General features: G+C 72.5%; 18 protein-coding genes and 1 tRNA gene. 10 read left to right on the top strand and 9 right to left on the bottom strand.

Features of this window, described 5'->3' with window-relative positions:
• Positions 1-57 precede the first annotated feature (57 nt).
• Positions 58-645 (top strand): hypothetical protein, encoded by a 588-nt coding sequence (locus M8C11_RS19190; RefSeq protein WP_121684354.1) that lies wholly within the window; start codon positions 58-60, stop codon positions 643-645.
• Between the two features lie 79 nt (positions 646-724).
• Positions 725-1,435, top strand: a complete 711-nt coding sequence (locus tag M8C11_RS19185; RefSeq protein ID WP_120572614.1) for a glycosyltransferase family 2 protein — start codon at positions 725-727, stop codon at positions 1,433-1,435.
• Positions 1,436-1,504: 69 nt separating this feature from the next.
• Here the strand turns inward: M8C11_RS19185 and M8C11_RS19180 are convergent, their stop codons facing one another.
• Together M8C11_RS19180 and M8C11_RS19175 are read right to left on the bottom strand one after the other, a co-directional pair.
• Complete coding sequence (locus M8C11_RS19180; protein WP_252451886.1) at positions 1,505-2,380, bottom strand: transketolase family protein; 876 nt, start codon at positions 2,378-2,380, stop codon at positions 1,505-1,507.
• Between the two features lie 8 nt (positions 2,381-2,388).
• Positions 2,389-3,078: a transketolase gene (locus M8C11_RS19175; RefSeq protein WP_252451695.1), complete on the bottom strand. Its 690-nt coding sequence runs from the start codon at positions 3,076-3,078 to the stop codon at positions 2,389-2,391.
• A 46-nt stretch (positions 3,079-3,124) separates the two neighbouring features.
• On the opposite strand from M8C11_RS19175, the gene soxR reads away from it, so the two are divergent.
• Entirely contained in the window at positions 3,125-3,577 is a 453-nt protein-coding gene (gene soxR, locus M8C11_RS19170; protein ID WP_120572617.1) for a redox-sensitive transcriptional activator SoxR, read from the top strand.
• A 3-nt stretch (positions 3,578-3,580) separates the two neighbouring features.
• Here the strand turns inward: soxR and M8C11_RS19165 are convergent, their stop codons facing one another.
• Both M8C11_RS19165 and M8C11_RS19160 read right to left on the bottom strand, forming a co-directional pair.
• On the bottom strand, positions 3,581-4,555 hold the full coding sequence (locus M8C11_RS19165; RefSeq protein WP_252451693.1) for an NAD(P)H-quinone oxidoreductase: 975 nt from the start codon (positions 4,553-4,555) through the stop codon (positions 3,581-3,583).
• A gap of 9 nt (positions 4,556-4,564) precedes the next feature.
• Positions 4,565-5,104: an AAA family ATPase gene (locus M8C11_RS19160; protein ID WP_252451691.1), complete on the bottom strand. Its 540-nt coding sequence runs from the start codon at positions 5,102-5,104 to the stop codon at positions 4,565-4,567.
• A 95-nt stretch (positions 5,105-5,199) separates the two neighbouring features.
• On the opposite strand from M8C11_RS19160, the gene M8C11_RS19155 reads away from it, so the two are divergent.
• A tRNA-Ser gene (locus tag M8C11_RS19155) sits at positions 5,200-5,286 on the top strand.
• Between the two features lie 58 nt (positions 5,287-5,344).
• On the opposite strand, the gene M8C11_RS19150 is transcribed toward M8C11_RS19155, so the two are convergent.
• Positions 5,345-6,172 carry a hypothetical protein gene (locus tag M8C11_RS19150; protein ID WP_252451689.1) on the bottom strand — a complete coding sequence of 276 codons (828 nt, stop codon included), beginning with the start codon at positions 6,170-6,172 and terminating at the stop codon, positions 5,345-5,347.
• 140 nt (positions 6,173-6,312) lie between these two features.
• On the opposite strand from M8C11_RS19150, the gene M8C11_RS19145 reads away from it, so the two are divergent.
• Positions 6,313-7,002, top strand: coding sequence for a DNA alkylation repair protein (locus tag M8C11_RS19145; protein ID WP_252451687.1), 690 nt, complete (start codon positions 6,313-6,315; stop codon positions 7,000-7,002).
• 40 nt (positions 7,003-7,042) lie between these two features.
• The gene (locus M8C11_RS19140) at positions 7,043-7,576 is read left to right on the top strand and encodes a YbhB/YbcL family Raf kinase inhibitor-like protein (RefSeq protein WP_120572620.1); all 534 of its coding nucleotides are present in this window, start codon (positions 7,043-7,045) and stop codon (positions 7,574-7,576) included.
• 33 nt (positions 7,577-7,609) lie between these two features.
• On the opposite strand, the gene M8C11_RS19135 is transcribed toward M8C11_RS19140, so the two are convergent.
• A complete protein-coding gene (locus tag M8C11_RS19135) occupies positions 7,610-8,320 on the bottom strand; it encodes a bifunctional 2-polyprenyl-6-hydroxyphenol methylase/3-demethylubiquinol 3-O-methyltransferase UbiG (RefSeq protein WP_120572621.1) in 711 nt (236 codons plus the stop codon).
• A 208-nt stretch (positions 8,321-8,528) separates the two neighbouring features.
• Between M8C11_RS19135 and M8C11_RS19130 the strand changes: the two genes are divergently transcribed.
• Positions 8,529-10,307 (top strand): hypothetical protein, encoded by a 1,779-nt coding sequence (locus tag M8C11_RS19130; protein ID WP_252451684.1) that lies wholly within the window; start codon positions 8,529-8,531, stop codon positions 10,305-10,307.
• Between the two features lie 4 nt (positions 10,308-10,311).
• On the opposite strand, the gene M8C11_RS19125 is transcribed toward M8C11_RS19130, so the two are convergent.
• Positions 10,312-11,094, bottom strand: a complete 783-nt coding sequence (locus M8C11_RS19125) for a hypothetical protein (protein WP_252451884.1) — start codon at positions 11,092-11,094, stop codon at positions 10,312-10,314.
• A gap of 321 nt (positions 11,095-11,415) precedes the next feature.
• Between M8C11_RS19125 and M8C11_RS19120 the strand changes: the two genes are divergently transcribed.
• Positions 11,416-12,948, top strand: a complete 1,533-nt coding sequence (locus M8C11_RS19120; protein ID WP_252451681.1) for a peptide deformylase — start codon at positions 11,416-11,418, stop codon at positions 12,946-12,948.
• 122 nt (positions 12,949-13,070) lie between these two features.
• Here M8C11_RS19120 and M8C11_RS19115 read toward each other — a convergent pair whose 3' ends face one another.
• Positions 13,071-14,192 (bottom strand): globin domain-containing protein, encoded by a 1,122-nt coding sequence (locus M8C11_RS19115; RefSeq protein ID WP_252451667.1) that lies wholly within the window; start codon positions 14,190-14,192, stop codon positions 13,071-13,073.
• A 122-nt stretch (positions 14,193-14,314) separates the two neighbouring features.
• Here M8C11_RS19115 and M8C11_RS19110 point away from each other — a divergent pair, with 122 nt between their 5' ends.
• Positions 14,315-15,088, top strand: a complete 774-nt coding sequence (locus tag M8C11_RS19110) for a CPBP family intramembrane glutamic endopeptidase (RefSeq protein ID WP_252451648.1) — start codon at positions 14,315-14,317, stop codon at positions 15,086-15,088.
• Positions 15,089-15,216: 128 nt separating this feature from the next.
• Here the strand turns inward: M8C11_RS19110 and M8C11_RS19105 are convergent, their stop codons facing one another.
• On the bottom strand, positions 15,217-15,846 hold the full coding sequence (locus M8C11_RS19105; protein WP_252451646.1) for an EcsC family protein: 630 nt from the start codon (positions 15,844-15,846) through the stop codon (positions 15,217-15,219).
• Between the two features lie 909 nt (positions 15,847-16,755).
• Here M8C11_RS19105 and M8C11_RS19100 point away from each other — a divergent pair.
• Positions 16,756-16,854 (top strand): helix-turn-helix domain-containing protein (locus tag M8C11_RS19100; protein ID WP_252451882.1); only part of this gene is annotated, 99 nt, incomplete at its 3' end.

Here is a 16,854-nt window from a genome sequence, read left to right as displayed (position 1 = left end):
CTCGCGTCGGTGCGGAACGCTCGGCTCGTCACCGTGAGGAGAGGAAGAGGACCACAGATGAGACGTCAGCGAATCGTCACCGGCGCCACCGCACTGCTCGCCGCCGCGTCGCTCGCGCTCGCCGGGTGCGGCGCGACCCGGTCCGGCGCGGCGCCGGACGACGGGGTCGAGGTGAGCGCCGCCCTGGGTGCGGACGGCCAGGCGCTCGCCGCGCTCGGCGTCGACGCCGGGGAACTGGACGTGGATCCGGTCGCCGCGCCGGCGCCCTCCGGTACGCCGCAGGCCGGGCCGGACGGCAAGGGCGAGCGGGCGAAGGAGGGACAACGGCGTCACCGGGCCCGGGTGCTGCTGCGGCGCAACACGCTGCACGGCGAGGCGGTAGTGAAGACCAGGGACGGCGGTACGAAGACCGTCGCGGTCCAGCGCGGCGAGGTGACCGCGATCGACGACAGGTCGATGACTGTGAGGTCCACCGACGGTTTCACTGTGACGTGGACGTTCGGTGAGAAGCTGCGGGTCGTCGAGCGGCGGACCACGATCCGATCGACCGACATCAAGATCGGTACGACGGTCGGGGTGGCCGGCGCGAAGGACGGCGACCGCAGCGTGGCCCGGCTCGTCGTGGTACCACTTCGTCAGGAATAGGGTGCCTGGGCTGTCGTGACCTGAGCAATGTGCCAGGCTACGCTATGCCCCGACCTGCCATCGCCTCCGTGGAGATTCCGTGAAGCTCTCGATCCTCATGCCGGTCTACAACGAGGAAGAACGAATCGCGGATGCCCTCAAGCAGGCATTGGCGGTCGACTACCCCTGCGAGATCGAGCTCGTCGTCGTGGACGACGGCAGCCGGGACGGCACCGGTGAGATCCTCGGCCGCGTGGACGACGCCCGCCTGCGGGTGATCACCCACCAGCGCAACGCCGGTAAGGGCGCGGCCATCAAGACGGCTGTCGACAGCGCCGAGGGCGAGTACATGGTCATCCTCGACGCCGACCTGGAGTACGACCCGCAGGACATCCCGCGCCTGCTGGAGCCGGTGCTCGACGGCCGGGCCACAGTCGTCTACGGCAACCGGACCTTCGGCAGCCACAGCTCGTACAGCTTCTGGTACGTGATGGGCAACAAGGGCGTCACGCTCGCCGCGAACGTGCTCTACAACTCCTACATCGGCGACCTGGAGACCTGCTTCAAGCTGATGCCGCTGGAGCTGTACCGCTCGCTGCAGGTCCGCTCCCGTGGCTTCGGCATGGAGGCCGAGGTCACCGGCAAGCTGCTGCGCCGCCGCATCCGCCCCTACGAGGTGCCGATCAGCTACCGCGCGCGGGGCCGCGAGGAGGGCAAGAAGATCACCTGGAAGGACGGCGTCGAGGCGATCTGGATCCTGGCCCGCGAGCGCGCCCGCCGCCGCCCGGCCAATCCCGCCGCCGCGCACTGAGCCCGTACCGACGGAACCCCGCGCCCCGGCACCAGCCGAGGTCGCGGGGTTCCGTCGTGTCCGGGACGCTCAGGTGAGGAACGCGTCGACCGAGCGGCGCAGACCGGCGGCGTCCAGGCCGTGCCAGCGTTCGTGGTCCTCGGCGCTGCCGTAGCGGCGCAGGTCCTTGCGGCCCACCCCGAGCGCCAGCAGCCGGTGCGGCCGGTCGGCCAGCGCCTCCGACACCACCCGCGCCGAGGTGCCCGCCAGGTACGGCTCGACCAGGATCACCTCGGCCCCGGCGAGCGCCCGCAGCCCGGCCGTGTCGAACGGTCGCGGCCGGTGGGTGTAGGCCACTGTGACCGGCCGGTCGGCCGTCGCCGCCACCGCCGCGTCCAGCACCGGGCCGACCGCGACCAGCAGCGGCGCGCCCGGCCCGGCGTCCCGGACCACATGCAGGTCGCCCGCCTGCGGGTACGCGGCGGTGTTGCTCCGGATCGACAACCGCAGGTACGCCGAGTCCTGTCCGCACACGACGTCGCGCAGTAGCGGCCGGACCTCGTCCGGGTGCCCCGGCACGTGCACGGTCCAGCCGTCCAGTGTGTCCAGCAGCGCCACGTCCGCCGGCCCGAGGTGGGTGCGGCCGGCCGACGCCCGGTCGTACGAGCCGCCGATGCCGACGAGCACCGCGCCGGCGTCCTGGTGGTCGAGGTCCAGCTTGATCTGCTCGTACGCCCGCTCGACCAGGAACGGGGCGTAGCTGTGCACGATCGGCCGCTGCCCGGTCAGCGCCAGCCCTCCGGCCACCCCGATCATCAACTGCTCCCGGATGCCCACGTTGATCACCCGGTCCGGGTACCGGGCGGCGGCCGGCTCGAACGCGGCGGCGGAGATGTCGGCGAGCACGACTGTCGTACGCGGATCGGCGAGCACCTCCTCGGTGCTGGTCACGAACGCGTCCCGCATGGTGCTGCTCATCGTCGCTCCCCGTCCGTGACGACCGCGACGACGACGTGCGGCCGGTGATCGTCGTGCCCGGTGAGGGCGGCGTGCAGGGCGTCGTGGTCGCGCCCGTCGACCGTGGCGGCGCTCCACCCGTTCACCGTGAACCGGCTCGCCGCGCCGCCCGGCCAGCCGTACGTGGCCGACCGGTTGTCCAGCACGATCGCGGTCAGGTTGCCCAGCCCGGTCGCGCCCGCGTACGCGATCGCCTCGTGGTTGGAGCCCTCGTCCAGTTCGGCGTCGCCGAGCAGCACGTACACCCGGGGTCCGGTGCGGCCCTGGGCCCGCAGCCCGAGCGCGGTGCCCACGCCCAGCCCGAGCCCGTGGCCGAGCGAACCGGAACCGATCTCCACGCCCGGCACCAGCGTGCGGTCCGGGTGGTCGCCGAGCCGGCTGGCCGGGCCGCCCTGGTCGTCCAGCCACTCGGCGGGCAGGAAGCCGCGGGCGGCGAGCAGTGCGTAGTACCCGGCGACCGCGTGGCCCTTGGAGAGCAGGAAGCGGTCCCGGTCCGGGTCGGCCACGGTGGCCGGGGTGATCCGGAGCACCCGGTCGTAGAGCACCTGGAGCACGTCGAGTGTCGAGTACACGTTGGCGCCGAACTCGCGGCCGGCGCGCACCCGGTCCAGGAGCGCGCCCAGGTCGGTGGCGGTGGTCGTCGTCATACCGATAGCCTCGGACTTGAAGCGAACTTCAACTCAAGGCCGTGTGATGCACGAAGCAACACTGACCATCGGGCAGCTCGCCGACCGCAGTGGCGTCGCCCCCTCGGCGCTGCGCTACTACGAGCGGCTCGGCCTGATCCACGCCGCCCGCACCGGCGGGAACCAGCGCCGCTACGCCCGCACCGAGCTGCGCCGGGTCGCCTTCATCCGGATCTCCCAGCAGGTCGGTGTCTCGCTGGAGGAGATCCGCGAGGCGCTCGACTCGCTGCCGTCGGGGCGTACCCCCACGCCCGACGACTGGGCCGCGCTGTCCCGCGCCTGGCGGGACCGGCTGGACGAACGCATCCGGCTGCTCGGCAAGCTCCGCGACGACCTGGACGGCTGCATCGGCTGCGGCTGCCTGTCGTTGCAGCGCTGCACGCTCTACAACCCGGAGGACTCGCTCGCCGCCGAGGGCCCTGGCCCGCGCCTCATGCTCCCGCGCCCCGGCCAGGGCTGACCCTCACCGGACCAGCAGCACCTTGCCCAGGTGGTCGTTGGTCTCGACCAGGCGGTGCGCGGCGGCGGCGTCGGCCATGTCCACCCGGGCGTGCACCACCGGCCGGACCCGGCCCGCCTCCACCAGGGGCCACACCTGCTCGCGTACGCCCCGGACGATCGCCGCCTTGTCGTCCACCGGGCGGGACCGCAACGCTGTCGCGTGCACCGCGGCCCGCTTCGCCAGCAGCATCCCCAGGTCGAGTTCGCCCTTGCGGCCGCCCTGCATGCCGATCACCACGAGCCGCCCGCCGGTCGCCAGCGCGGCCACGTTCCGGGGCAGGTAGGACGCGCCCATGATGTCCAGGATCACGTCCGCGCCCCGGCCGTCGGTGACCCGGCGTACCTCGTCGACGAAGTCCTGCTCGCGGTAGTCGATCGTGTGCGCGGCGCCCAGCTCGCGCAGCCGCTCGTGCTTGGCCGAGCGGGCAGTCACCACCACCGTCGCGCCGAGCGCCACGCCGAGCTGGATCGCGAACGTGCCGATCCCGCTGCCGCCGCCGTGCACCAGCAGCGTGTCCCCCTCGGCCAGCCGGGCCAGGTCCACCACGTTCGACCAGACCGTGCAGGCCACCTCCGGCAGCGCCGCCGCGTCGACCAGATCCACCCCGGCCGGCACCGGCAGCAACTGCCCGGCCGGCACCGCGACCTGCTCGGCGTAGCCGCCGCCGGCCAGCAGCGCGCAGACCTCCTGGCCCACCGACCAGCCGGTCACGCCGGGACCGAGCGCACGCACCGTCCCCGAACACTCCAGCCCGGGGTACGCGGACGCGCCCGGCGGCGGCGGGTAGTGCCCCTGCCGCTGCAACAGGTCGGCCCGGTTCACCGCGCTGGCCCGCACCTCGACGACCACCTCGCCGGGGCCGGGCTCGGGATCGGGCACGTGGGCCCAGACGAGCGCCTCGGGTCCGCCGGGTTCCGTGATCGTGATCGCGCGCATGGTTCAGTCTTACCCGATCTGCCCGTCGGTCCACGCGCGGGCGAGGATCTCCGTCACGGTCTCCTCCGGGGTCTGGCCGGACGTGTCCAGCCAGAGCCCGATCCGGGGGGTGTCGGCCCGGAACCCGGCGTCCAGGTCCGCGACCGGCCAGTCGCCGTACCCCTTTTTCGACCGGTCCCGCTCGCGGGCGGCGACCACCTCCGGGCGGGGCGCGAGCACCACCACGGCCAGCGGCCGGTGCCGGATGCGGCCGACCATGGCCGGCAGGTCCGCGCCGAGAACCACGTCCTGGAGTACGACTGTGAAGCCCGCGGACGCGTACCGATCGGCGGCCGAGGCGGCCAGGTCGTAGCGGAGCCGGAGCTGCCGCAGCGCCTCGTCGGTGGGCTCGGCGGTCATGTCGGCCCGCCCGCTGACGATCATGCGGCGGAACACATCACCGCGTAGGTGCACCGACCGGGGCAGCCGCCGCGCCAGCCCTTCGGCCACTGTGGACTTTCCGGCCGCCATGATTCCGCTGATCAGCACCACTGCCGGGCTCTCCCACATGCACCCATTCTCGCAAGGGAGGCGGGACGGCGGCTTGCCCGGTACGGCGTTCGTGGCAGACTGGTCCCGGTCGCGCACCCCTCGGGGGCGTGCCGGGAGGGTTCGCCTAGTGGCCGATGGCGCTGGTCTTGAAAACCGGTAAGGCAGCGATGTCTTCGTGGGTTCGAATCCCACACCCTCCGCATCTCTGATCGTTTTGTATCCGTGTCGGCGCTACCCGACCTCCCCGGCGCCCAACGTTCAGCCGGCGTCCGCCGGGTCGTCGACGTACGGCGGTGACACCTCACCGTTCCAGGACCGCATCACGTACCCCCCGGTGAGGTCTTGGAGATGCACCTGCACCTCGAACAGGGTGTTGAAGTCATCGAGCACCTCGCCGATGTCGTCGAACATGACCTCGAAGCGGCGGTCGAAGGCGGCCATCTCGGGGATGCCATAGTCTTCGGCGAGCTCAATGGCCTCGAAGCGAATCCGTGACCCCTCATCGAAGGTCAACTCCATCTGGGGACCATCACCCAACCGTACGGTGAACCGGTCGCTCTCCTTGGTCACCACCATCTCGCTCAGTCTCTGCGCGGCGTCGGCGAGGGTGAAAGGCCCGGTGAAGTAGACCCGGAAACCGTCGCGCGTCCAGAGGTGCGCGGTCTCGGTATCGGCGTCGGCGTAGATGGCCACCGCGTCATCAACCTTGGACTCTGCTCCGGTCAACGGCAGGCCCAGTTGCGGGTCGTAGCCGGCAAGGCCCGTCGCATCCGCCACCACGTGGCCGATGCGGTACGCGGCCCGGACGGCCCACTCGGCCTCCGCGCCCATGTGCCAGTGCGGCACGCTGATGGTCGCCTCACCCGACAGGTAGCGCACCGTGAGGCCGCTGGGCTTGTGCGTCAGTGCGCGGCTCCGGCTGTCCTCGCTCAGGACCACCTCGCCGACGACGTCCCGCACGCCGGCGACGATGGCGTCCCACGCCTGCGGGTCCGGCGATTCACCGGTGTCCTTCCGCTCGGCCTTCAGGGCGTCCACCCAAGACTGGCCAACGGGTTCGGGTAGCAGAATGAGATCGAAACTCATGGTCGTTCAGGCTAGCCACGGGATGCGACAGTCCAGCCGGCTCTGAGGCGCGAGGCGTTCGACAGGATGTGGGCGGCGGAGGGCGCGAGAGCACCGGACCGGTCGTAGGCTGCGTGACGCGGCGACGACGGGAGGCCGGGATGGCGGAGACGACGACTGTGGCCGGGGTGACGGCCGAGCTGGCCGCGCTCGACGACCCGAAGATCCGCGCGGTCAACGAGCGCCACGGCGACGACCACGGGGTCAACCTGGGCAAGCTGCGGGCGATCGCGAAGCGGCTGAAGACGCAGCAGGAGCTGGCCCGCGAGCTGTGGGCGACCGGGGACAGCGCGGCCCGGCTGCTGGCGCTGCTGATCTGCCGGCCGAAGGCGTACGGGCGGGACGAGCTGGACGCCATGCTGCGCGAGGCGCGCACGCCGAAGGTGCACGACTGGCTCGTCAACTACGTGGTGAAGAAGAGCCCGCACGCGGAGCCGCTGCGCCTGGCCTGGTCGGCCGACAGGGATCCGGTGGTGGCGAGCGCCGGCTGGGCGCTCACCACCGAGCGGGTGGCGCGGAACCCGGACGGGCTGGACCTGGCCGCCCTGCTCGACGTGGTCGAGGCGGAGATGGCGGACGCGCCGGAGCGCCTCCAGTGGGCGATGAACCACTGCCTGGCGCAGATCGGGATCGAGCACCCGGCGTACCGGGAGCGCGCGATCGGGATCGGCGAGCGGCTCGGCGTGCTCAAGGACTATCCGACGCCACCGGGCTGCACGTCCCCGTACGCGCCGGTCTGGATCAACGAGATGGTGCGGCGGCAGCACGCCGGCGCGGACAACGGGGTATGAAGGGGCGCAGGACATTCGCGTACCCGGAAGGACCGTTTCGATGACCCTGGAACGACCGATCGCCCCGGACCCGTACGAGCTGCTGCCGACGGTGCCGTCGTTCGACCTGACCAGCGACGACGTGCACAACGGCGAGCCGATGGACGCGCGGTACGCGCACGGCAGCACCGGCGGCGAGAACGTCTCACCGCAGCTGTCCTGGTCGGGCTTCCCGGCCGAGACCAGGAGCTTCGTGGTCACCTGCTTCGACCCGGACGCCCCGACCGGCAGCGGCTTCTGGCACTGGGTGCTGGTGAACGTGCCCGCGTCCGTCACCGAGTTGCCCACCGGCGTGCGTGAGGCCGACCTCGGCGGCGCGTTCAGCGTCCGCAACGACTACGGCGACACCGGCTACGGTGGCGCGGCGCCGCCGGCCGGGGACCGCCCGCACCGGTACGTGTTCGCGGTGCACGCGGTGGACGTGGACCGCCTCGACATCCCCGCCGGGGCCAGCCCGGCCTTCGTCGGCTTCAACCTGGCGTTCCACACCCTGGCCCGGGCGGTCATCCGCCCGACGTACCAGATCAAGGAGTGACGGGCGGCCGGGGGCCGTCGCGGCCCCCGGCCCTCAGGCCGGTACGCGGGCGACAGCGAAGACGGACTGGCCGAACGGCGGCCGGACGCGCTGCTCGGCGGCCTTGGTGACGGGCAGCACGAGCGTGTCGTACACCTTCACCATCGGGCCCTCCTTCGGCATCAGCCGGAAGACCTTGGTGGCCATGAAGTAGCCGATCAGGCCGAGCGCGTTGGCGTAGTGGATCCGCTCGACGGTGAGGCCCGCCTCGGTCATCGCCGCGGCGAGCGTCTTCTTCGTGTAGCGGCGGACGTGGCCGGTGGCGATGTCGGCGGGGCTCATGGCGAACTGGAACGCCGGCACGATGATGACCACGGCGCCGCCGGGGCGGACCAGGTCACGCATGCTGCGCAGCGCGCCGACGTGGTCGTCGATGTGCTCCAGCACGTTGTAGGAGACGGCCGCGCTGTAGTCGCCGCGCTCGTGGTGCGGGAGCAGCATCTGCCGGACCTCGACGCCCGGGTGGTCGGACAGCCGCTCCTTGAGCTGGATCAGCCGGTCCGGGTCGGCCTCGGTGGCGGTGATCCGGGGTGCGTGGGCGGCCCAGGCCGAGGCGTAGTCGCCCAGGCCACTGCCGATCTCGATCGGGTTGTCACCGAGGTAGGGCACCGCCAGCTCGACGAACCACTGCCGGTGGTTGACAGCCGTCGCGAGGCCTTCGAGCACCTCGGACTGGACGCGCTGATCCCCAGTGATTTCTGCCATGCGTCGATTCCTCACGATATGACTGACCCGCGCCTGGACCGTCAGAGTCAACCATCTGGATGGCTGATGGGGAAATCGGGGGACGGAGGGGGGCCGAATTGTGATCCGGAGGGGTGCCTGCTCCGCGGTCGGCGAACTCGGCACATAGTACGTGATTCCCCGGAACATTGCACGTGCCCGTCATACCCTGACTACGCTCTGAAATGTCATGACTACTCCGGAAAGCGACGCAAGCGCGGCGAAATCGGGGCAGGGTAGGCGGATCGACGCGCTCGCCGTGCTCAGCTTCGTGCTGCTCGCGTTCTGGGTTACCGCCCGACTCTGGGTCGATCCGCGCAATGGAGTCCGCGACAATCGTACCGATCAGGCGCAGTTCGAATGGATGATGGCGCACGGTGCGCGGGTCGTCACCGATTTCGCCTATCCGTTCACCTCGGACCGGATGAATGTGCCGGACGTCGTCAATCTTATGGCGAATACGTCCGTATTATCCGTATCCATACCGCTGACCCCGATAACGCTCTGGGCCGGTCCCCGCTGGTCATTCCTGCTCTTCCTCACGCTCGGGCTCGCCGCGACCGGAGCGTCCTGGTATTTCCTTCTCTCCCGGGTGGTCATCGGCGCCCGTGGCCCGGCCTGGCTCGGCGCGGCGTTCTGCGCGTTCGCGCCCGCGATGATCTCGCACGCCAACTCGCACCCCAACATCGTCAGCCAGTACGTGGTGCCGCTGATCATCTGGCGGACGCTGCGCCTGGCCGACCCCGGCCGCTGGCTGCGCAACGGCGTCCTGCTCGGCCTGGTGATCGTCTGGCAGGCGTTCCTCAACCTGGAGATCCTGCTGATGACCGCCATCGGGCTCGGCGTGGTGGTGCTCGCGCTGGCGCTCGGGCGGCCCGCCGTGCGGTCGGCGGCCCGCCCGTTCGCCGCCGGGCTCGGGGTGGCCGCTGTGGTCGCCGGCGCGCTGCTCGCGTACCCGCTCTGGGTCCAGTTCTTCGGCCCGGGCGCGTACAGCGGGCTCTCCACGCTGATCCGGGGCTACTCCACCGACCTCGCCGCGTACGTGGCCTGGTCGCGCGAGTCGCTCGCGGGCGACGCCCGGGGCAGCGAACCGCTCGTCAAGAACGCCACCGAGGAGAACGCGTTCTTCGGCTGGCCGCTGGTGATCCTGGTGGTCGCGCTGGTCTGGTGGCTGCGCCGCAACGCCGTGGTGCTCGGGCTCGCGGCGGTCGGGCTCGTGTTCGCGCTCTTCTCGCTCGGCCGGGAGATCCGCTACGACGGACGCGACACCGGCATCCCCGGCCCGTGGGCCGCGCTGGAGAACCTGCCGGTCCTGCACTCGGTGGTGCCCACCCGCTGGTCGCTCGCGCTCACCCCGATCATCGGCGTGCTGCTCGCGTTCGGCGCCGACCGGGCCCGGCGGCTCGCCGTGCGGCACCCGGACGCGCACGACCGGATCCGGTTCGCCACGGTCACCGTGCTCGCCATGGCGCTGGTGCCGGTCCTGCCCACCCCGCTGCCCGCGAAGCGCCTCGACCCGACCCCGGCGTTCGTCACCTCCGGCGCCTGGCGTCCCTACGTCGCCGACGGGCGGAGCATCGTCACGCTGCCGCTGCCCGACACCACGTACGCGGTCCCGCTGCGCTGGTCCGCCGAGACCCGGCTGGACATGCCGCTGGCCCGGGGCTACTTCCTCTATCCGGACACCCGCCCCGGCGGGGACCGGATCGCCCTCTTCACCGCGCCGCCGCGCCCCACCAGCACGTTCTTCGAGACGGTACGGCGCACCGACGCGGTCCCGCCGATCACCCCGCAGGACCGGGTGGCCGCCGTGGACGACCTGCGCCACTGGCGGGCCGGCGCGGTGATCCTCGACCCCCGGCTGCCGCAGGCCGAGGCGCTGCGCCGGGCGATGACCGAGCTGAGCGGGATCACGCCGAGGCGTACCGGCGGGGTGTGGTTGTGGGACGTCCGGCCGCTGGCCGACTGAGCGGTCAGCCCTGGCGGACGCAGCAGCCCTGGCACACCTTGGGCCGGGGGAGCGTGAACGCCAGGCAGCAGGTACGCCGCTGCACGGTCGGCTCGCCGCCCGGGCCGGGCACCAGCTCGACCAGGTCGCTCAGGTCGAGCGCGTCCAGCACCGTGCCGACGGCCGCCGCGGCCGAGCCGGGCAGCGTGTCCGAGGCGCGCAGGATGCCGTGCGCGATGCCGGAGGCCACCGAGCCGAGCAGCGTACGGGTGCCGATCCGGACCTCACCCTGGATGGCGCCGATCAGCGGCGCGAAGTGGGCGTCGAGCAGGGACGCGCGCAGCGCGCCGAGCAGCGCCGCCTCGTCCGGCACCACCCGCACGCCCGGTGCGCCGGCGAGCGCCAGCGGGTCGCCGGGCAGCACCGCCACCGGGGTGGAGGCGCGCAGCCCCAGCGTGAGGAGCTGGTGGTGGTCCTCGAAGTGCACGAGCACGTCGGCCGGGTCGAGCAGCGGCACCCGGCGGGCCGACGCCCACCCGAGCACCGCGGGCAGCGCGGTCCAGTAGCTGTAGGACTTCCAGGCCAGCGCGGCACAGGCGTGCGGGGTGCCGCCCCAGCGGCGGCCGGCGGCGGTCAGGAACTCGCTCAGCAGCGTGCCGTCGATCAGGCGGGTGGCCGGGGACCAGCGGTCCAGCTCGTCGTGGACCAGCAGGCCGGGTGCGAGCCCGGGCAGGTCGTCGGTGCCGAACATGGCGCGCAGCGTCGCGGTCACCGGGGCGAGCGGGGTGGCGGCGTCGCGCCCCGGCATCACCGCAGTCACCTGGCCGTCCCCTGTCCTGTCGCCCTGCGGTCGGCGCCTGCCGTCGACCCAAGCTAAGGCTAGCCTAACTACCCTCCCGGCGGGAGGGGAAGAGGTACCGCGGCATCGCGGGGAGGCCCCCGTCACTCCACGGCCGTGGCGTACTACCCGGCCTCGGAGACGGAAAACGCCGCCGGAGAACCGGCGGCGGACGGCGTAAGGATCGACGTACGCCGCTGAAAAGTCAAGGTGAGTGTCGAATACGAGGCAGTTTCCGTACACGTTCGGCCACCCAACGTGAAAATGGTCTTCCCGCGTACGAGGAAGCTGATGACGACCTCACCGATCGAGCGTGCCGCCGACTCGTTCGCGGCCGAACTCGCCCGGCACCGGACCGGCCGAGGGCTGTCCAAGAAGCAACTGGCCACGATGATGGGCTTCGACCCGTCCTACGTCAGCCACGTCGAAGGGCGCCGGCACCGGCCCACCGAGGACTTCGCCCGCCGGGCCGAGGCCGTCCTGGAGGCCAGCGGCGCGATCTGGCAGCGCTTCCGGGAGTACGACGAACTGCGGCACGGCCGGTCCGGCACCGCGCACCGCGATCCACCCGTCCCCGGTCAGTGGCTTCCCCCCGGCACCGGCCTCGTGGTGGAACGGGAGGTGGCCACGCTCACCCACACCGGTGACGGCTACCACTGCGCGATCCGGCGGGAGCTGTACAACGCCGGCACCGAACCGGTCACCCGCTACCTGGTCCGGGTCGCCGTCGACCGCTACCCCAACGACCCGGGCCGCTCCAACCGGCACCACCGGGAACACCCGCTCACCTTCGCCGAACTGCAACTCAACGCCTACCGGGACGACGGCAGCGGACGCGAGCCGATGCACTGGCGGGCCAAGCACGACCGGGACGCGTTCAAGGAGATCTGGCTGCTGTTCGAGAACGACGAGGGACGCTTCCCGCTCTACCCCGGCGACCGGGTCACCATCGAGTACGCGTACCGCGTCGGCCGGGACAAGTGGGGCCCCTGGTTCCAGCGGGCCGTACGCCTGCCCACCCGGCACCTGGCGGTGCGGCTCGACCTGCCCGCGGACCTCGACCCCAAGGTGTGGGGCGCGGAGACCTCGCTGTCGGCGGAGGAGGGGCCGCTGCGTACCCCGATCCAGCGTTCGGTGGACGGCGGCCGGGTGGTCTTCGACTGGGGGACCGACGACCCGCCGCTGAACGCCCGCTACCGGATGCAGTGGCGGTTCCGCAGCCCCGAGCCGGACGCCGAACCGGACACCGCGCCCAACGGCGGCGCCCGGGTGCGGGCCAGCGACCGGATGCGGGCCGTGGGCATCGTGCAGCGCGGCGACGACCTGCTGCGGCAGCGGGCCCGACAGTTCGACCTGCCGGCCGACGAACAGCACGCCCGGGAGGTGATCGACCGGCTCGCCGGGATGCTGGTCCGCCTGGACGAGCTGCACCCGTTCAGCAAGGGCGTCGGCCTCGCCGCGCCCCAGCTCGGCATCGGCTGGTCCGCGGCGCTCGTGCGCCCGGCCGACCGGGCCGCCGACCCGGTGGTGCTGCTCAACCCCCGGGTGGTGGACGCCGCGACCGAGACCGACGAGCAGTACGAGGGGTGCCTCTCCTTCTTCGACCACCGCGGCCTGGTGCCCCGGCCGCTGCGGATCGACGTGGAACACGCCCTGTGGGACGGCAGCCGGGTGATCACGTCCTACGAGTACGCGATGGCGCGGCTGGTCGCGCACGAGATCGACCACCTGGAGGGGCGGCTCTACGTCGACCGGATGGCACCCGGCGTGCCGCTGGTGCCGGTGGAGGAATACCGCGAGACCGGAACCCCCTGGCGTTACTGAGAAACGGGGGGCCGGGGGGCGGGGGCCCCCGGGGGGGGGGGGGCCCCCCGGCCGCGGTCTCAGGAGACGGCGAAGATCCCCAGGGGGCGGGGGCACGCGACCCGGCTCGGGGGGAGCAAGGTTCAGAGGTTGCCGAACGTGTCGTACCGGATGTGGTCCGGCGGGACGTCGTCGGCGGCGAGCGCCCGCAGGGTGGCCCGGACCATCGCCGCCGAGCCGGAGACGTAGCAGTCGTGCGTGGTCCACGGTCCGTACCGGGTGACCACCTCGGAGACGTCACCGAGTTCGCCGCCGAAGTCCGGGTCCTCGCTGCACGCCGGCGTCACCGACAACCACGGGTGGGAGGCCACCAGCTCCTCCAGGCCGGGCAGCCCGTACAGCTCGTCCGGGCGGCGGGCGCCGTAGAAGACGTGCACCCAGCGGGTCCGGTTGACCCGGGTCAGCTCCTCCACCAGCGCCTTGATCGGCGCCAGGCCGACGCCGCCGGCCACGCAGAGGACGTCCCGGGTGGACTCCGGGTCCAACGTCATCGAGCCCATCGGCGCGGCCACCCGCAGCAGGTCACCCGGCTTGGTGCGGCGCACCAGCGCGCCGGACACCCAACCGGCCGCGCCCGGCGGCGTCCGGACGTGGAACTCCAGCACGTTCTCCTCGTTCGGCGCGTTCGCCACCGAGTACGTCCGCCACACCCGCGGGTGGTAGCGGGGCACCTCCACGCTCACGTACTGCCCGGCCCGCCAGGGCAGCGGATCCTGGAGCGCGCGTACGGTCAGCACCGCCGTGTCCGGGCCGTGCCGCTCGTGCGTCAGCACCTCGGCGTGCCAGAACGGCGGGTTCTCGTCGGATTCCGCGCCGGCCAGCATCCGCGCGCTGATGCTCGCGTACGCATCCCGCCACGCCTGGTCGTACTCCAGGTTCCAGCCGTCCCCGGCGGTGCTGCGCAGCGCGTCGAGCAGCGCGACGCCCATCGTCGCGTAGTGCTCGGCCGCCACGTGGTACTTGCGGTGGTCCCGGCCCAGCGCCCGCAGGTACTCGTCGAAGCTCTCCGGGTCGCCCACCGTCTGGGTGGCGGTGACGATCGCCTCCAGGATGCGGTCACCCTGGCCGTTCATCTGCACCGGGAAGAGCTTGCGCAGCTCCGGGTCGAGGAGGAACAACCGGGCGTAGAAGTGACCGCTGAGCCGCTCCCGGTGCTCCTCGACCAGGGTCCAGCTCTCCTTCAGCAGCCGCGCGAAGTTCTCCACAGGGGCACGCTCCTTCTCCGTACGGGCGGATCGGCCCCCATAGAATGTCCACGGAGCGTGTACGCCGGTCGCACAGACTGTGCGACCGTCCGGCCCGGTCGCCGAAGTGCTTTCATGGTCCGGTGACGGTTGACGAGCTGGCCCGCCCGGTCTCCCGCCGGATGCTGGGCACCGAGACGCTGCTCGTGCTCGGTCTGTCCCTCGGCCAGTCGGCCGTGTACGCACTCGTCTCGCTGATCGCGAAGCTGACCGCGACCGGTGGACTGTCCAAGCAGACCGCCGCCCTGAACACCTCCGCGTCGGCCCGCCCGTACCTCGACCTCACGTACCAGCTGCTCGGCATCGTCTTCGCGCTGCTGCCGGTGCTGCTCGCCGTACACCTGCTGGCGCGTGACCCCGGCGACCCGGCGCGGACGCTCGGCGTCGACTTCCGGCGGCCCGCCTCCGACCTGGCCCGGGGTGCGGGCCTGACCGCGCTCATCGGCCTGCCCGGGCTGGCGCTGTTCTGGGTGGCGGCGCAGCTCGGCCTCAACGCCACGCTGGTCCCGGCCGCGCTGCCGGACCTCTGGTGGACGGTGCCGGTGCTGATCCTCGCCGCCGTGCAGAACGCCGTGCTGGAGGAGGTGATCGTGGTCGGCTACCTGATCACCCGGCTGCGGCAGCTCAACTGGCGGATCGGCGCCGTGCTCGCCACGAGCGCCCTGCTGCGCGGCTCGTACCACCTCTACCAGGGCTTCGGCGCGTTCGTCGGCAACGCCGTCATGGGCGTGATCTTCGGGCTGTTCTACCTGCGCACCCGCCGAGTGGCCCCGCTGATCGTCGCGCACACGCTGCTCGACATCTTCGCGTTCGTCGGCTACGCGATGCTGCCGAAGTCCTGGTTCGACTGGCTCTGACCGCGGCCGCCGGCATGCCCGGCATGGTGGTCTCGTGGGCCCGGGCACGATCGTCGGCTTGCGCCGGATCGGCGAGGTGGCGGTATCGCGGCCCGACGGACCCCGCCACCTCGCCGAACGTGTGTCGATCAGGCGCGGCGTGGCCGGTACCGGGCGACCGCCCGCGCGGCCACCCGCTCCGCCGTCGCCGTACCGCCCGTCGCGGCCGCCAGCGCCGCCGCCCCCGGCAGCAACCGCGCGGCCAACCGCAGCCCGAGCCAGCCGCCCGCCTGCGCGGCCACCGGCGTGGCCAGCCGCCAGGCCGCCTCCGCCACCCGACCCCACGGACCCTCCGCCGGAGCGTCTGCCGCCCGAGCCGACGCCAGCGCCGCCCGCGCGGTGCCGTCGTCCGGGTGCACCAACGTGAGCACCAGCAGCTCGGCCGCCCGATCCGGATGCGCCGGATCCCGCCCGTACGCCGCCGCCAGATGCAGCACCAGGTTCGCCTGCGTCCACAGCACCGCCGCCAGCTCCGCGACCGGCGCGAACAGCCCGGCACCCGCCGCCAGCGCCCCACCCGTACCGGCCATCCGGACGAACCGCCGCGTCGCCAGCCGGGCCACCCCGTCGGCGTCCGCCTCCGGATAGGCCCGCCGGACCTGATCCACCCAGTCCCGGGCGCGCGGCCCGAGCACGTCGACCGCCGCCAGGGCCAGCAGCTCCGGCGCGAACCCGGGGTGGTCGCGCAGCTGCGGCCCCACCGCCCGCCAGCCCACCACCGGGGTACGCGCGAAGCCGGGTTGTCCGGGCTTCTGCTCGACGGCGGCCGGCTCTGCCTGGGGTGTCCGATCGACGGTGGCCGGCTCTGTCTCGGGGGTCCGCTCGATGATGGCTGGCTCTGTCTCGGGGGTCCGCTCGATGACGGCTGGCTCTGTCTCGGGCGCTTGGTCGGCGGCCGGGGGCTCGGATTCGGAAGCGGCAAGATCCGGGGCGGCGGGCGCGGTCGCCAAGACGGTGGTGGTCTCGGAGGCCGGCGCGGCGGCGGCCGGTGCTGCGCGCTTCGCACGCTTCGCCGGGCTCGCCTTCTCCGCCGCAGGCTCGGCCTTGACGGGTCGCCCGGGTCGAGGCGCGGTGGCCGGTTTCTCCGCCGCGATCGGCTCGGTGCCGTCGGGCTCCCGCTCGCCGGCTCGCGGCCCCGGTGCGGTGAACGTGGGTTCGACCGGCGCCTCCGGCTCGGGAGACGGTGCCTCCGGCTTGGGGGACGACGCCTTCCGAGCGGTCTTCTTGGCCGCCGGAGCTGCGTTCTTCGCGCCCGGGGCGGCCTTCTTGGCCGCAGGTGCGCGGCGCGTCCGCTTCGGCGTCACCTCCGCGGCCGATGGTGCGTCTGAACCGGTCGTCGGCTCGGTGACCGACGGCCCTCCAACTGGACGCCGCTCCGCTGTGGCGGACACCTCATCCGCCGTCGATGCGGCCTCCCCGCCTCCTGCCCGACGTGTCGCCGCTGCGGGGTCGCGTTCTCCGGCCCTCGGAGCGGGCTCCCCTGGTACCGGCGGCGGCTCAGCCGTGCCCGGGTCACCCGATCGGGTGCCGGGCGTGGCAGGTCCCGCCGCCTTCTGCTTGTCGGCTCCGCCTGAAAACTGACCCCGTGGTTCCGGCTGAATTTTGACCCCTTCCGGAAGCATCGGGAGGTGCTGAGCGTGGAGGACTGGGCGGAGATCCGTCGGTTGCACCGAGCGGAGCGGATGGCGATCAAGGCCATCTGCCGTCGGCTGGGGGTCTCGCGGAAC

This window comes from Micromonospora sp. CPM1, assembly GCF_023896895.1.
Lineage (GTDB): Bacteria > Actinomycetota > Actinomycetes > Mycobacteriales > Micromonosporaceae > Micromonospora > Micromonospora tulbaghiae.
Note: the sequence above shows the minus strand (reverse complement) of the source record. Positions and strands in the feature narration are given on the sequence as shown.